This is a genomic window from Micromonospora sp. NPDC023956 (assembly GCF_040639195.1).
In the GTDB taxonomy this organism is placed as follows: Bacteria; Actinomycetota; Actinomycetes; order Mycobacteriales; family Micromonosporaceae; genus Micromonospora.
The window spans coordinates 89472-104347 of sequence record NZ_JBEZZN010000010.1 but is presented as its reverse complement, the minus strand read 5'-3'; the positions used below and the strand labels follow the sequence as shown (position 1 = coordinate 104347).

Annotated in this window: 15 protein-coding genes and 2 pseudogenes; 13 read left to right on the top strand and 4 right to left on the bottom strand. The window is 72.1% G+C overall.

The features are described from left to right. Window positions 1–256 precede the first annotated feature (256 nt). The 3 genes and pseudogenes from AB0F58_RS20170 to AB0F58_RS20160 form a co-directional block, all read left to right on the top strand. The gene (locus tag AB0F58_RS20170) at window positions 257–1834 is read left to right on the top strand and encodes an ABC-F family ATP-binding cassette domain-containing protein (RefSeq protein ID WP_357144838.1); all 1578 of its coding nucleotides are present in this window, start codon (window positions 257–259) and stop codon (window positions 1832–1834) included. Window positions 1835–1910: 76 nt separating this feature from the next. After that, a pseudogene (locus AB0F58_RS20165) lies at window positions 1911–2087 on the top strand (ATP-binding cassette domain-containing protein); the annotation flags it as partial. A gap of 113 nt (window positions 2088–2200) precedes the next feature. Further along, window positions 2201–2323, top strand: a pseudogene (locus tag AB0F58_RS20160) (hypothetical protein); the annotation flags it as partial. A 231-nt stretch (window positions 2324–2554) separates the two neighbouring features. Here AB0F58_RS20160 and AB0F58_RS20155 read toward each other — a convergent pair. Further along, window positions 2555–2956 (bottom strand): DUF805 domain-containing protein, encoded by a 402-nt coding sequence (locus tag AB0F58_RS20155; protein WP_357144835.1) that lies wholly within the window; start codon window positions 2954–2956, stop codon window positions 2555–2557. Window positions 2957–3198: 242 nt separating this feature from the next. Here AB0F58_RS20155 and AB0F58_RS20150 point away from each other — a divergent pair, with 242 nt between their 5' ends. After that, entirely contained in the window at window positions 3199–3807 is a 609-nt protein-coding gene (locus tag AB0F58_RS20150) for a class I SAM-dependent methyltransferase (RefSeq protein WP_357144832.1), read from the top strand. Window positions 3808–3866: 59 nt separating this feature from the next. Here AB0F58_RS20150 and AB0F58_RS20145 read toward each other — a convergent pair whose 3' ends face one another. Then, complete coding sequence (locus AB0F58_RS20145; protein ID WP_357144829.1) at window positions 3867–4259, bottom strand: hypothetical protein; 393 nt, start codon at window positions 4257–4259, stop codon at window positions 3867–3869. A gap of 525 nt (window positions 4260–4784) precedes the next feature. On the opposite strand from AB0F58_RS20145, the gene AB0F58_RS20140 reads away from it, so the two are divergent. Genes AB0F58_RS20140 through AB0F58_RS20120 form a run of 5 tightly spaced genes read left to right on the top strand, consistent with a single transcriptional unit; the run spans window position 4785 to window position 9649 of the window. Next, on the top strand, window positions 4785–6011 hold the full coding sequence (locus AB0F58_RS20140) for an ABC transporter substrate-binding protein (RefSeq protein ID WP_357144827.1): 1227 nt from the start codon (window positions 4785–4787) through the stop codon (window positions 6009–6011). Between the two features lie 58 nt (window positions 6012–6069). After that, on the top strand, window positions 6070–6945 hold the full coding sequence (locus AB0F58_RS20135) for a branched-chain amino acid ABC transporter permease (protein WP_357144824.1): 876 nt from the start codon (window positions 6070–6072) through the stop codon (window positions 6943–6945). Continuing rightward, window positions 6942–8009 carry a branched-chain amino acid ABC transporter permease gene (locus AB0F58_RS20130; RefSeq protein ID WP_357144821.1) on the top strand — a complete coding sequence of 356 codons (1068 nt, stop codon included), beginning with the start codon at window positions 6942–6944 and terminating at the stop codon, window positions 8007–8009. Before AB0F58_RS20135 ends, AB0F58_RS20130 begins: the two co-directional genes overlap by 4 nt. Further along, the gene (locus AB0F58_RS20125; RefSeq protein ID WP_357144819.1) at window positions 8002–8931 is read left to right on the top strand and encodes an ATP-binding cassette domain-containing protein; all 930 of its coding nucleotides are present in this window, start codon (window positions 8002–8004) and stop codon (window positions 8929–8931) included. Before AB0F58_RS20130 ends, AB0F58_RS20125 begins: the two co-directional genes overlap by 8 nt. Beyond that, on the top strand, window positions 8918–9649 hold the full coding sequence (locus AB0F58_RS20120; protein WP_357144816.1) for an ATP-binding cassette domain-containing protein: 732 nt from the start codon (window positions 8918–8920) through the stop codon (window positions 9647–9649). Before AB0F58_RS20125 ends, AB0F58_RS20120 begins: the two co-directional genes overlap by 14 nt. Window positions 9650–9767: 118 nt before the next feature. On the opposite strand, the gene AB0F58_RS20115 is transcribed toward AB0F58_RS20120, so the two are convergent. Then, window positions 9768–10529, bottom strand: a complete 762-nt coding sequence (locus AB0F58_RS20115; protein ID WP_357144813.1) for an SDR family oxidoreductase — start codon at window positions 10527–10529, stop codon at window positions 9768–9770. Window positions 10530–10570: 41 nt separating this feature from the next. On the opposite strand from AB0F58_RS20115, the gene AB0F58_RS20110 reads away from it, so the two are divergent. The 4 genes from AB0F58_RS20110 (at window position 10571) to AB0F58_RS20095 (ending at window position 14267) form a co-directional block, all read left to right on the top strand. Then, window positions 10571–11437, top strand: a complete 867-nt coding sequence (locus AB0F58_RS20110; protein ID WP_357144811.1) for an LLM class F420-dependent oxidoreductase — start codon at window positions 10571–10573, stop codon at window positions 11435–11437. 63 nt (window positions 11438–11500) lie between these two features. Then, window positions 11501–12223: an SDR family oxidoreductase gene (locus tag AB0F58_RS20105; protein ID WP_357144808.1), complete on the top strand. Its 723-nt coding sequence runs from the start codon at window positions 11501–11503 to the stop codon at window positions 12221–12223. A gap of 11 nt (window positions 12224–12234) precedes the next feature. After that, window positions 12235–13452 (top strand): acetyl-CoA C-acetyltransferase, encoded by a 1218-nt coding sequence (locus tag AB0F58_RS20100; RefSeq protein ID WP_357144805.1) that lies wholly within the window; start codon window positions 12235–12237, stop codon window positions 13450–13452. Then, window positions 13452–14267: an SDR family oxidoreductase gene (locus AB0F58_RS20095; RefSeq protein ID WP_357144802.1), complete on the top strand. Its 816-nt coding sequence runs from the start codon at window positions 13452–13454 to the stop codon at window positions 14265–14267. Before AB0F58_RS20100 ends, AB0F58_RS20095 begins: the two co-directional genes overlap by 1 nt. A gap of 9 nt (window positions 14268–14276) precedes the next feature. Here the strand turns inward: AB0F58_RS20095 and AB0F58_RS20090 are convergent, their stop codons facing one another. Next, window positions 14277–14876: a TetR/AcrR family transcriptional regulator gene (locus AB0F58_RS20090; RefSeq protein WP_357144800.1), complete on the bottom strand. Its 600-nt coding sequence runs from the start codon at window positions 14874–14876 to the stop codon at window positions 14277–14279.

The following is a 14876-nucleotide window of genomic DNA, read 5'->3' as shown; positions in this document are numbered from 1 at the left end:
CCGGTCCGGCGGAACATCCGAGACCAGAGGGCCGGTGCGGCCTCGGGAGGGCGGTCTTCGGTTTGATCGTGCGTGCAAGCGACGGTACGATCCGTATCGTGATCTACTGACCCTGCGCCCGCTCGTATCCAGTGCGACCCCTTGTTCTGATCGGGGGCGCACACGCGGGCATCCGGATGAGCATCGCCTTTCAGGTTCGATCGCTTCTGGTGGCAGGTGTCCAGTGTCAGAAAATGTCTTTCTGTGCGCCCGTGACGTGGCGAAATCCTATGGTGACCGGCAGGTGTTCGACGGGACGTCGTTCTCCGCGTCCCCGGGCCAGCGCATCGGTCTGGTGGGGGAGAACGGCGTCGGCAAGTCGACGTTGTTGCGACTGCTGGCGGGAGTCGAAGAACCCGACGCCGGTGAGGTGCGGCGACCGGCCGACTGTGGGTTCCTGTGGCAGGAGTCGCCGTTCGCGTCGGATGCGACGGTGCAGGACGTCGTCGACGACTCGCTCGCCGAGCTGCGGGCCGCCCGGACCCGGCTGGAGCAGCTCACCGGGGAGTTGGCGCGGCAGCCTGACGACCGCGACGTGCTCACGGCCTACGGCGACGTCCTCGAGTGGGCGCAAGACCACGACCTGTGGGACGCCGACCGGCGCGCCGAACTCGTGCTGGCCGGGCTCGGACTGGCCGACGCGGAGCGGACGCGACCGCTCGCCACGCTCTCCGGTGGTCAGCGCTCCCGGCTGGGACTGGCCGCCCTGCTGATCCGGCAGCCGCAGGCGATGCTGCTCGACGAGCCGACGAACCACCTCGACGACGAAGCGGTCGGCTTCCTGGAGCAGCGGTTACGGGGGCTGCCCGGTGTGGTCGTCGTCGCCTCGCACGACCGGATGTTCCTGGACGAGGTCTGCACCGACATCATCGACCTGGACCCGACCCGCGGCACGGTGAGCCGCTACGGGGGCGCGTACACCGAATACCTGGATGCCAAGCGCCGGGAGCGGATCCGCTGGGAAGAGCAGTACGCGGCCGAGCAGGAAGAGCTCAAGGAGCTCCGCGAGGCGGTGGAGACCACGGCGCGGGCGGTCAACCATGCCCGGCCGATCAGGGACAACAACAAGGTCGGGTACGACCGGCACGGCGGCCGGGTGCAGAAGCAGATCTCCCGGCGGGTGCGCAACGCCCAGCACCGACTGGACGAGTTGACCCGTGACCAGGTACGCAAACCCCCGGCACCGTTGGTCTTCGCGGCGGAACTCACCGGCAGCCCCGTAGCCGACCGGGTCGCGGTGTCGTTGTCCGGGATTACGGTGGCCGGACGGCTGAGCGTCGACCGGCTCGACGTGTCCACCACGGCGCGATTGATGGTCACCGGCCCGAACGGCGCCGGCAAGTCCACCCTGTTACAGGTGATCGCCGGCCGTCTCACCCCGGACGCCGGGGAGGTGCTCCGGGCCGGCGGGGTCCGGGTCGACCTGCTGGAGCAGGAGGTGGCCTTCCCCGACGACGAGCAGACTCCGCGACAGGTGTTCAGCGCGGTGACCGGGAGCAGTTCGGTGTCGCTGGCGCAACTCGGTCTGCTGGCCCCGCGCGACGTGGACCGCCCGCTCGGTCACCTCTCCGTCGGGCAGCGGCGGCGGCTCGGGCTCGCCCTGCTGGTGGCCGATCCACCGGACGTGCTCCTGCTCGACGAGCCGACCAACCACCTCTCGCTCAGCCTGGTCGAGGAGCTGGAGGACGCGCTGCGGGCGGCACCCGGTGCGGTCGTGGTCGCCTCGCACGACCGCTGGCTGCGGCGCGGCTGGGAAGGCCCGGAGCTTTCCCTGGTCAGCGGCAAGATCGTCTGAACCCGCAACCCGCGCGCAGATCACGCCCCTGCCCGCTCCGGGGCGAGGGAGTTGCGCTCGGCGATCGGAGGCTTCCATGTCAGCTCAGCTCGCGTTCCGGTCCGTCAGCAAGGCCTTCCCCGGCCGCCGCGTGTTCGACGCCGTCGCCTTCACCATCCAGCCCGGCGAGCGGGTCGGCATCGTGGGGGAGAACGGCGCCGGCAAGTCCACTCTCCTGAGGTTGATCGCCGGCCGGGAGGATCCGGACGACGGCGAGATCACCGTGCTGGCGGACGGCGGGGTGGGGCACCTGGGACAGGTGGTCGACCTCCCGGACGACGCGACCGTCGGCGATGCCGTCGACGCCGCGCGTTCGGCGAGGGGCGGGTGGGCGACACGGAGGAACACCGGGAACGTCTGCGGTCGCTGGGGCTGTTCCGCCCCGCCGATTTCCGTACGCCGGTCGGTGCGCTGTCGGTCGGACAACGGCGTCGGCTCGCGCTGGCCCGTCTGCTGGACCGGGACGCGGACCTCCTGCTACTCGACGAGCCGACGAACCACCTGTCCCTGACGCTGGTCGAGGAATTCGAGGCCGCGCTCGAGGTCTACCCCGGCGCGATCGTCGTGGTCTCCCACGACCGGATGCTGCGGGAACGATGGCGGGGCGGCGAACTCGCCCTGCGGTCCGGGCGGATCGCGCGGCCGGGTGACGGCGCTACCACCGGTGCCCGGACGTCTCGGTCAGGCGGCCCAGCCGGAAGCGGTGTGGTGCTTCGGGCTGGGACCGAAGCGGTTGGGACCGGGCGTGCCGTCCTGTACGAAGAACACCAGCAGGACGATCGCACCGATGATCGGGACCAGTCCGAGCAGCATCCACCACCCGGAACGGTCGGTGTCGTGCAGGCGTCGAACCGCGACCGCCAGCGACGGCAGCAGGATCGCCAGGCTGACGATCAGGCCGACGAGGCCACCGGACGAACTCGCTCCTTCGAAGTCGGTGCCCAACACCATGTCGAGGATCGCGGCCACGATGCCGACCAGGATCGAGAAGAGGGCGAACCACCAGTACTCGGCGCGACGAGCCCGCCCGCCGAACCCGACATACTGGGAAAGCACCGAGCGAACAGCAGCGGTGAAGGACATGCCGACTCCAGCGTCTCGACGGTGAAGCGATGCGGGACATCAGGGTAGGCGGCGACAGCAAACCGCCCGCTTTCCCTCCTTCGACGCAGCGTCGAAGGAATTGCGAGGTCGTCCTCGGTACGTACGGGCTCGTATAGTCGGCGCCGCGCTTCGTCCGGGACGACAGCGCACGTCGGAACTCGTGCCCGGATCACCGGACGTGGACCACCGTCGGCCGGGTCGCGCCCCCTATAGTCGCGACGGTGAACACGGAGAAGGTCCGGCAGGCGTACACGTCGGTCGCGGGGCTCTACATCGAGCTGTTCGGCACCAGCCAGCAGGTACACCCCGACGACCTCGCCTTCATCGGGCGGCATCTGACGATCCGGCCCGGTACGGTGCTCGACCTGGGCTGCGGACCCGGCCAGATCACCGGTCACCTTCGTGCGCTGGGCGTCGACGCGACGGGGATCGACATGGTCCCCGAGTTCATCGCCCACGCGCAGGCGGCCCACCCGGGCGTTCCCTTCCGCCTCGGGTCGTTGGAGCGCCTCGACGTCGCCGACCACTCCGTCGACGGCATCCTGGCCTGGTACTCGTTGATCCACCTACCGCCGCAGGACCTCGACGGCGTGCTCGCGGAGTTCCGGCGAGCGATAGCCCCGGCCGGAACGGTGGTGCTGGGCCTCTTCGACGCCGACGAGGTCGCCGCCTTCGACCACAAGGTCGTGACCGCCTACCGCTGGCCCGTCGACGACATCTCCGAGCGGCTCGGCCGAGCCGGCTTCACGGAGGTCGAACGCCTCCAGCGCCCCGGCGACGGCAACCACCGGCCGCATGCCGCCATCGCGGCGGTCGCAGCGCAGGGGTGACGTCCCGGGCGCGGGAGATCGGCCGACGAGGGCGCTGTCCCCGGCACGACCTCGGGACCTCAACGGCCGGCGCGGGGAAGATCCTCGCTACTGATCACCAAGCATCCGAACAGGTCGCCCAGGACGGCACGTTGGTGTTCCGTCAGGGGGTTCGCGAAGACCGCGACGTCGACCCCCGCAGCCCGGCACGCCTGCGCGATCTCGCCCGCTCTGCCGGGGCTGAGCAGCGTCCGCCGCGAGAACGGCGCGCTCATCCTGGCCGCACCGCCGTGGGAGACACCCCGTCGTTGGACGTGCCGGCCCACCATCCGGCCACCGTACGTCGCCACCGTGGCCGCCAGCAGGTCGAGCCGGGCGGCGAACTCCCGGTCCTTCGCCGAGAACAGGCCGACGAGCACCACGTCGGCCCCCGCCAGCACGCTGGTTGGTGGTCCGCTCGGATCTCGCCGCACCGGGCCACGGTGCCAGAGACCTGCGGGCGGCACCGAGCGGGGTGACGGGGCCAGTCCCCGGGCGAGGGCCGCGTACCGGCCACGCCGGCTCCCGCTCCGACGGGTGGAGCGCGGTGGGCGCGGCTTGGTCACTCCGGACTCGTACTCCCGACCGCAGCCCGCTCCCTCACTCTCCGTAGCTCCCCCTTCGACGTCCGTTCGGCGGCAGGGCCGATGGTGGGTCCGGCCCGGCCGGTGCGACCTGGGAAATCGCGTGTTGTCTCAGCAGGTGGTCGGTCGTCATGATCGGGGCTCTTCTTGATTCGTTCGTAACCCGCGGGTCACATTGTGGTGCTTGACACAGCACTGCACCGACACCATGATGAGGAACAACCAAGCGCTTGCTAGGTTTTCTTCGCAGGTGTCGTCCGGACCGTTACCGGGGCAGCAGCGCGGGAGCGACGGACGACCGAGCTGGTCAACCTACTCCGGCAGAGCAAGCTCACAACTACCTATCACTGACAAACCGGCGAGGCAGGGATAGCAGTGGCCGTATCAAGAAGAGGTAGCACCGGTCTGGCGACGGGCCTGGCGGCCCTGTTGCTGGCCGTCACCGGCTGTGGCGGGGGCGGCGACGACAACGACCAACCCACCGACGGGACCGCCTCCGGCACCCCCATCATCATCGGGATGGACGAGGACAGCACCGGCCCCGGAGCGTCCTACAGCACCATCGCCGGCGGCACGATCAGGCTCGCCGTGCAGGACATCAACGACAAGGGTGGCGTCCTCGGCCGTCCGCTCCGCCTGGTCGTCGAGAACGACGAGAGCGACCCGACCAAGGTTCCCGCGACATTGCAGAAGCTTGCCGGTCAGGGCGCCAAGGCGCTGCTGCTCCAGAGCGGCAGCGCGGCGATCATGCAGGCCAAGTCGACGTTGACCCAGCTCGGGCTGCCGGCGATCGCCCCGACCGGGGTCACCGCGACGCTGGTCGAACCGCCCAACAACGAACTCATCTACATGCTCGCGAACACCACCTCCGACTGGGCCGACGTCTACTGCGGCGCCTTCAAGGCGGCGAACATCAGCCGGCTGGGCGTACTGACCGACGACACCACCACCATCGCCGCGCTCAACAAGTCGCTGCTGGGCGGACTCGACTGCGTGCAGACGGTGGCCACCGAGAAGGGCGCGGCCAACGCCTCCGACCTCTCCGCCCAGGTGGCCCGGCTGAAGAAGGCGAACCCGGACGCCGTGCTGGTGACCAGTGTCGGCGGCGCCTTCGAGGTGCTCGCCCAGAACACCCTGGCCGCGCAGTTGTCCGGCAAGCCGCGCTTCTCGCTGGCGTCGATCGGTAACCAGCCGTCCTCCTGGAAGCTCGCCAACGCCGGAGCGCTGAAGGGCCTGATCTTCATGGGCTCGATCAACCAGGAGAACCCCCGTACCAAGGCGTTGACCGAGCTGCTGAAGAAGAAGAACGGCGACGACTACGAGGTGACCGCGTACGACGCGCAGGCGTGGGACTCGGTGCAGCTGCTCAAGCTGGCCATCGAGAAGGCCGGTGGGCCGGACGACCCGGCCAAGCTCAACACGGCGATCCAGAGCCTCACCAAGTACCCGGCCACCTTCGGGCAGGCGAACTTCACCCTGTCGTTCTCGGCGACCAAGCACCTCGGAGCGGACGGGCTGTGCGGTCTCTCCCTGATCGAGTTCGGTGCCGACAACAAGCCGAAGGGGCCCTGGGACACCTTCCAGCCGCCCTGTTCCGGTTGACCGGGGAGGGGACCGGCCGGGCGGCCGGTCCCCTCCGGCAGTTCCCGAGGGAGTGACGATGACAGACCTCCAGCTCTGGCTCTCCGCGGTGGAGATGGGCTGTTTCTTCGGCATGCTGGCCCTGGCCTACTACCTGGTCCAGGTGGGCGCCGGCTTTTTCAACTTCGCCATCGGCCCGTACGCGATGATGGGTGGGCTCTGCACGAGCTGGCTCGTCATCGAGTACGACGTCGGCGTCTGGCCCGCCGCCGGGATCGCGGTGGTGGTCACCATGCTGCTGGCGGCGGCCACCGAGCTCGGCGTGGTCCGGCCGGTGCAGCGCCGCAGCAGTGGCGGTGAGCTGCCCGCCCTGGTCGCGGTGGCCGCCGTGCTCTTCGCCATCCAGCAACTGGCCGGCTATCTCTTCGGCCACCCGACCCTGCCGGGACAGAGCCTGGCCACCTTCGACCCGGTGCCCGTCGGGGAGATCGTCGTCCAACCCAGCTCGCTGCTGCTCATCGGCGTCGCGCTGCTGGCGTTCGGCCTGACCGCCGTCTGGATCCGAACCACCCGGACCGGCCGGCTGCTCCGGGCGGTCGGGGACAGCAAGCAGGCCGCGGCGCTGCTCGGCCTGCCGGTCAACCGGATCCGGCTGGTGGCCTTCCTGGCGGCCGGCTTCCTCGCCGCGGTCGCCGGCCTGCTCTTCGCCCCCAAGGCGGGGGTGCACTCGCTCTCCGGGTTGCACTGGTCGCTGTCCGGCTTCCTCGCCGTCGTCATCGGCGGTACCGGTTCGGTCTGGGCGCCGCTCTTCGGCGGCATGATGCTCGGTCTGGCCGAGGTCTTCCTGCCCTACTACTTCGGTGGTCAGTCACACGTGTACGGGATGCTCCTGATCGCCCTGCTCTTCTTCGCCTTCCGCCCGCAGGGGCTCTTCGTCCGGACGGTGCGGGCATGACCGCCCGGGGCGCGTCGGACGTGACCGGCAGGAGCGCGTCGGGCCTGCGCCGCACGGCCCTGTCGGGCCGGGACGACGGACGTGACCGGCGGGACATCCGGCAGGTCCCCGGCATCGGCGGGCTGGCCCTCGGGGTCGCCGCGGCCGTGCTCATCCTGGCCTGGGTGGGCTCCAACGGCTACCGGCAGACCCTCGTCACCGCCACCGTCACCTACGCGCTCATCGCGCTCGGCATGTACGTGCCCTATCTGATGGCAGGCTCGCTGTCGATGGCCTACGGGGCGTATGCCGGCATCGGAGGCTACGCCGTCGGGCTGATCTCGACCCGTACCGGGCTGCCGCTCCTGCTCGCCTGGATCGCCGGGCCGATCGTGGCGGCGGTCATCGCGGTGCTGCTGGGACTGGCCACCCGGCGGCTGTCCGGGTTCTTCCTCGCCGCAGTCACCCTGCTGTTCGGGATGGCCTTCACCGCATTCCTCATCGACGGGGAGCGGATCACCGGTGGTTCCGGCGGCCTGGGCAACCTGCGTCCGCTGCACCTGTTCGGCTGGACGCCCAGCCACTACCAGGTGGTGATCGGCTCGGTGGTGGTGGTCTGCGTGATCGCCTTCCTGCTGGACCGGTTGCGGCTGTCGCCCTGGGGCGTGGTGGTCCGCACCATGCGGGACGCGCCACGCGCGGTGGAGGCGGCCGGGGTCCGCGTGCCGATGATGAACCTGGTCGCGCTGGCGCTCGGCGCGGCCGTCGCCGCGATCGGCGGGGCGTTGTTCACCTACTCCGCCGGCAGCATCACCCCCGACACCTTCACGCTCAACATCGTGTTCCTGGCCATCTTCATGCCGCTGATCGGGGGCTCGGGCACGCCCTGGGGTGCGGTGGCGGGTGCCGTGCTCGCCGTCCAGCTGACGTTGAACTTCCCGGCGATCCAGGCCAGCGGGACGCTGCTGCTCGCGTTGGGCGTGCTGTTCATCATGCTGGTCGCGCCGAAGGGCGTGATCGGATACGCCGACGAGTTGAGGCGGCGGGCGATCGCGCTGCCGCGGAAGGGGCGTACCCATGGGTGAGACGGACCTGCTGGTCGGTCGGGGCCTGACCAAACGGTACGGCGGGGTGACCGCACTGGCGGACGTCTCGTTCGACCTGCGCGCGGGGGAGATCCTCGGGCTGGTCGGGCCGAACGGCGCGGGTAAGACCACGCTGGTGGACCTGATCTCCGGCGCGCAGGCGGCCACGGCGGGTGAGCTGTTGCTGCGCGGCCGGAAACTCACCGGCCCGGCTTCCCGGCGGGCCCGGGTCGGCCTGGGGCGCACCTTCCAGTACCCGCAACTGGCGCTGCACCTGAGCGTGCGGGACAACCTGCTGCTCGGTCGGTACGCGCAACGGCACAGCACCCTCGGCCGCATGATCGTCGGCGCGTTCGCCGGCGCGGTACGGCCGGAACGCACCGCCGACCGGGAGGCCGTCCGGCACCTGGCGCACGAGCTGGGGATCGAGGGGCTCGACCGGCTGGCGGGTGACCTGACCCTGGGCGAGCAGCGACTCGTCGAGGTCGGGCGGGCCCTGGGGCAGGACCCGCTGGTGCTGCTGCTCGACGAGCCCTTCGCCGGCTCGGACGCCCAGGGCGTCGCCGGCATCGCCGAGGTGATCCGGACCGTCCAACGACGCGGACACGCGGTGATCCTGGTCGACCACAACGTGGATCTCGTCGCTCGCCTGGTCGACCGGGTGCTGCTGCTCGACCGGGGCCGGGTCGCCTTCGACGGCGACCCTCGGGAGTGCCTGGCGAGCCCGGAGATGCAGCAGGTCTACTTCGGCGTGACCGACGCGGACGACGACGAGGACGGCGACGCGGCGGACGGGCCGGCGAGCGGAACCGCCCCCGGCGGGGCGGAGGGCTCCGCCGCCGACGGGGAGACCTCCGGCGCGGTGACCGCCTCCGCCGGTGACGTACCACGGCAGGGGAGGGTGGAGGATGTCCGGTCATGAGTTGCGGGTGGAGGAGCTGAGCGTCCGGTACGGGCAGGCCAGCGCCCTCGCCGCCGCCACGGTGACGGTGCCCGGGGGCACGGTCACCGCCCTGGTCGGGCCGAACGGCGCGGGCAAGAGCAGCCTGCTGCTCGCGGCGTACGGCTCGGTGCCGTCCACCGGACGGGTCCTGCTGGACGGGACGGACGTCAGCCGGATGAAGCCGGCGGCCCGGGCGCGGGCCGGGATCGCGATCGTGCCCCAGGGGCGGCAGCTCTTCCCGCACCTCGACGTGGTCGACAACCTTCAGGTGATGGCGGAGCTGCTGCACCTGCCGCGCAGCGCGGTGCAGGAAGCCCTGGACCGGTTCCCGATCCTGCGGACCCGCCGTCGCAGCCTGGTCGGGGTGCTCTCCGGCGGGGAGCAGCAGATGCTGGTGGTGGCGCGGGCCCTGATGGGCTCGCCCCGGGTCCTGCTGCTGGACGAGATGACCACCGGCCTCGCGCCACTGGTGGTGCAGGAACTCGCCCGTACGGTGACCACGCTGGCCGCCGAGGGCGTGGCGGTGCTGATCGCCGAGCCGGCGTTGGGGGTGCTGCGCCGGGTGGTCTCCCGGGGCTACGTCCTCGTCCGGGGTGAGGTGCTGGTCTGCGAGGAGGGCGGCGGCCGGGCGCTGGACGGGGCGTACCGCGCCGCGATGGGTGTGGAGCGTCCCCGGGAGCTGCGCCCGGCGGGCTGACCCCGGCCGGTCCGGCGCGCTGGCTGGCCTCGGTCGGTGCGGACGCGCCGCCGGCCGGGTCACACCGGGTGAGCCGCCGCCGGCCGGGGTCACACCGGGTAGCCGCTGTCGACACGGGTCACACCGTGTAGCCGCCGTCGACGTCGAGCAGTTGGCCGGTGACGAACCGGGCCCGGTCGCTGGCCAGGAAGCACACCGCCTCCGCCACGTCCTCGGCGCTGCCGAAGGCGCGCAGCGGGATGGCGGCGCGGGCGGCGGCCAGTGCGCGGTCGTCGAGGTCACCGGAGGCGATCAGCCGGGCGGCCATGCCGTCGGTCAGCATCCCCGGCCCCACGCAGTTGGCCCGTACGCCGTACCGGCCCTCCTCGGCGGCGATGCCCCGGACCAGCGCCTCCACCGCGGCCTTCGGCGCGGCGGAGAGCCCGTCACGGACCGGGAACCGCCGGGTGGCGGCGGTGGTGACCGCGACGAGGCTGCCCCGGCTGCGGCGCAGCCAGGGCAGCGCGGCCCGGACCAGGCTGAAGAAGCCGAGGGCGTCCTGGGTGAGCTGGTTGCCGAAGGCCGCCGGCTCGACCCGGCTCAGGTGCACCATCGGCACGTGTGGACCGGCGGCGTGGACCACGGTGTGCAGCCCCCCGAAGTGCTCTGCCGCCTCGGCGAGCACCTCGGCGCAGCGCGCGGCGTCGGTCAGGTCGAGCTGCCAGGTGGCGGCGTCGCCGCAGGAGGCGGCGAGGGTGGCCGCGGCTTCGGCGTCCCGCCGGTAGGTCAGCGCGAGCGCGCTGCCCCGGCTGGCCAGCATCCGGCTGATCGCGGTACCGATACCGCCGGTGGAGCCGGTGACCAGGGCGGCGCCGGGGCGGGCCCGGAAATCGTCGATCATCGGACCAGCTTACCAAGCAAGCATTTGGTAGGCTACCGCTCATGGGGTTCAAGCTCGGGGTGCTGCCGGTGCTCGGTGGGCGGGGTGCCGCCGAGCCCGGGGTCACCGCCGCCTTCGTCCGGCACCTGGAGGAACTGGGCTGCGAGTCGGTCTGGGCGGTCGAGCACCTGGTCGTGCCGGACGCCTACCGGTCCGCCTACCCGTACGACCGGAGCGGCCGGATGGGCCTGGGCCCGGAGGACGACATCCCCGACCCGTTGCAGTGGCTGACCTTCGCGGCGGCGCACACGAGCCGGCTGGTGCTCGGTACGGCGATGCTGATCCTGCCCCTGCACCACCCGGTCGACCTGGCCAAACGGCTGGCCACCCTGGACGTGCTCAGCGGCGGCCGGCTGATCGCGGGGGTCGGCGTGGGCTGGCTGCGCGAGGAGTACGACGCGGTCGGGGTGCCCTTCGCCGAGCGGGGGCGGCTCGCCGACGAGTACCTGGAGGCGCTGCGTGCCCTCTGGACCGGTGCACCGGCCAGCCACCACGGCCGCACCGTCCGCTTCGACGCGGTGCACAGCGCGCCCCGCCCCACCCGGCCGGCCGGGGTGCCCGTCATGATCGGCGGGCACAGTCCGGCGGCGGTGCGCCGGGCCGCCCGGTTCGGCACCGACTTCTACCCCCTGGGGGTGGACGCCGAGGGCCTGGCGCGGCTGCTGGCCCGGCTCCGGGCCGAGTGCTCGGCGCTCGGCCGGGACCCGGCCGAGGTGGCGGTCACCGCGCGGGCCCCGGGCACCCGGGCCGAGGCGGACGCGCTGCGGGAGCTGGGCGTGTCGAGAGTGGTCGTCCGGGCCGACCCCCGTGACCCGGAGCGGGTCGCGACCACCGTCGACCGGTACCGGCGCGAGATCCTCGGGGAGTGAGGTGACGGGGGCGGACGCCGGTCGACCATTGTTCTCTGAGCAAGCGCTTGTTAGGTTGTCTCGGTGGACTTCACCTTCCCGACCGGCGCGACCGTCGTCGTCACCGGCGCCGGCAGCGGGATCGGCCGGGCGACCGCGTTGCTGGCCGCCCGGGTCGGCCTGCGGGTGGTCGCCTGGGACCTGGCCGCCGACGCCGTCGCCGGTACGGTCGACGCGATCGTCGCCGATGGCGGGACCGCCGTCGCGCTCACCGTCGACGTCGCCGACCCGGCGGCGGTGCGGACCGCCCTGGACGCCGGGGGCCCGACCCGTTACCTGGTCAACAACGCCGGTCCGGCCAGCAGCGCCGACCTGGGCTTCGACCGCGCGCTCGCGCTCACCGTGGGTAGCGTGCGGACGGTCACCGACGCCTGGCTCGCCGACGAGCCGGACGCCGGGTCGGCGGTGGTCAACGTCGCCTCGGTCGCCGGCAACCTGGTCGGCACCGACTCCGCCTGGTACTGCGCCGGCAAGGCGGCCATCGCCGGCTACACCCGGCACCTGGCCACCCGGCTCGCGCCGACGGTCCGGGCCAACGCCGTCGCCCCGGGACTGATCGACACCCCGCGTACGGCCGGCTTCGCCGCCACCGCGCTGGGCCGGGACCTCGTCGCACGCAACCCGATGCGACGCGCCGGCCGCCCGGAGGAGGTCGCCGGCGCGGTGCTCTTCCTGCTCTCTCCGCTCGCCGGCTACCTCAACGGCGTCCTGCTGCCGGTCGACGGTGGCTGGACGGTCACTCAGTAAGGGGACAACCGATGCCAGAAGCCGTCATCGTCGCCGCGGCCCGTTCCCCGATCGGTCGGGCCGGCAAGGGCTCCCTGGCCGGGATGCGGGCCGACGACCTGATCACCGAGATCACCGGCGCGGCCCTGGCGCAGGTGCCCGCGCTGGACCCGCACACCCTGGACGACGTGCTGCTCGGGTGCGCCCAGCCGGCCGGCGAACAGGGGTACAACCTGGCCCGGATCCTCGCCCTGCGGCTCGGTCTGGACGAGGTGCCCGGCACCGTCGTGCAGCGCTACTGCGCCTCGTCGGTGCAGACCACCCGGATGGCGTTGCACGCGATCAGGGCGGGGGAGGGGCACGCCTTCGTCTCGGCCGGGGTGGAGATGGTCTCCCGGTACGACCGGGGCAAGGCGGACGGGATGCCGGACACCCACCATCCCCGGTACGCCGCCGCCGAGGCACGGACCGCCGCCCGGGTCACCGAGGGCGGCGGCTGGTCGGATCCCCGGTCCGTCGGGGCGGAGCCGGACGTCTACATCGCCATGGGTCACACCGCCGAGAACGTGGCCCGGCACTGCGGGGTCAGCCGCCGGGAGCAGGACGAGTACGCCGTCCGTAGCCAGAACCTCGCCGAGCGGGCGCTCCTCGACGGGTTCTGGGCCACCGACATCACCCCGGTGACCCTCCCCGACGGCTCCGTGGTCGACCGCGACGACGGCCCGCGTGCCGGGGTCACCCTGGACCGGGTCGCCGCCCTGAAGCCGGTCTTCCGGCCGGACGGCACCGTCACCGCGGCCAACTGCTGTCCGCTCAACGACGGTGCCGCCGCGCTGGTGGTGCTCAGCGACACCCGCGCCCGTGACCTGGGCCTGACCCCGCTGGCCCGGGTGGTCTCCACCGGCGTCTCCGCGCTCAGCCCGGAGATCATGGGACTCGGTCCGGTGGTGGCGAGCCGGCGGGCGCTGGCCAACGCCGGCCTCGCCATCGGCGACATCGACCTGGTGGAGATGAACGAGGCGTTCGCGGCCCAGGTGATCCCGAGCTACCGGATGCTCGGCATCGACCTCGACCGGCTCAACGTGCACGGCGGGGCCATCGCGGTGGGACACCCCTTCGGCATGACCGGTGCCCGGATGACCACCACCCTGATCAACGCGCTGCGGTTCCGGGACCGACAGTTCGGCCTGGTCACCATGTGCACCGCCGGTGGACAGGGGATGGCCCTGATCGTCGAGCGGCTCTCCTGATGCCCGGGGTGCTGGCCGGCCGGGCCGTCATCGTCACCGGGGCCGGCCGGGGGCTCGGCGAGGCGTACGCCCGGCTGGCGGCCGCCGAGGGCGCCTCGGTGGTGGTCAACGACGTCGACGGGGCCGCCGCCTCGGCGGTGGCCGACTCGATCGGGGCGCTGGCCGACGACTCGGACATCGCCACCTGGGCCGGCGCCGGCCGGCTGGTGGACGCCTGTCGCCGGGCCCACGGGCGGGTGGACGGACTGGTCAACAACGCCGGCCTGTTCCGGCTGGCCGATCCCGGTGAGCAGGACCCCGAGGAGTTCCGTCGGGTGCTGGAGGTGAACCTGCTCGGCACCGCCTACTGCGGACTGCACGCCATCCGGGCGATGCTGGCGCAGGGCGGCGGTTCGGTGGTGAACGTGACGTCGGGTGCCCAGTCCGGCACGGCCGCGCTCGCCGCGTACGGTGCCAGCAAGGGCGGGGTGGCCTCGCTGACCTGGTGCTGGGCGGCGGACCTGGCCGGTACCGGGGTGCGGGTCAACGCGGTCTCACCGAACGCGCACACCCGGATGGCGGACGCCTTCGAGCGCCACCTGGGCAGCCGGGCCCGGGGTCAGAACGTGGGCAAGTCACCGTCGAGCAACGCACCGGCCGTGGTCCACCTGCTCTCCGACGCGGCGGCCGGGATCACCGGTCAGATCGTGCGGATCGACGGCGACGAGCTGTCGCTGGTCCCCCCGCCCCGGCCGACCCGCCCGGTGCGGATTCCGGAGTGGACGGTGGCGGCGGTGGCCGGGGCGTTCGCCGGGGAACTCGGCGTCACCCGGTAGCGGTGCGGTTCAGCCCTCCTTGGGCCGGTTGGTCAGGCCGTCCAGGAAGAGCGAGGTGCAGTCCTCCGCCAGCCGGGCGATCGGGTGGTCGGCGCTGGGCTTGAACCAGCGCACCGAGAGCCACACCGCGTCCCGCATCAGCCGGTAGAGGATCTTCGGATCGACGTCGGCCCGGAAGGTGCCCTCGGCGATACCCGCCTCGATCACCGCCAGCCAGGTGTTCTGCACCTGTCGGCCGGCGTTGCGCAGGTAGTCGAACCGGTCGAACTGGAGCAGGTAGTTGACGTCGTTCTGGTAGATCTCGGTGGCGTGCGGGTGCTGCTCGACCACTTCGAGCGAGGCCACGACCAGGTCGTGCAGGCGTCGCCGGGCGTCGATCTGCTGCGCCAGGACCTGCTCGTACCGGCGCTGGAGGTCCTCGAGGAAGGACGAGATGATCTCGTCGACCATCGCCTCCTTGGACTCGAAGTGGTGGTAGAGGCTCCCGGAGAGGATGCCGACGTCGTCGGCGATCTGCCGGACGGTGGTCGCCGCCACACCCTTGCTCGCGAACAGGGCGGCGGCGCTGTCGAGGATCGCCTCGCGCCGGACTCCAGGCTCTCGCGCCAT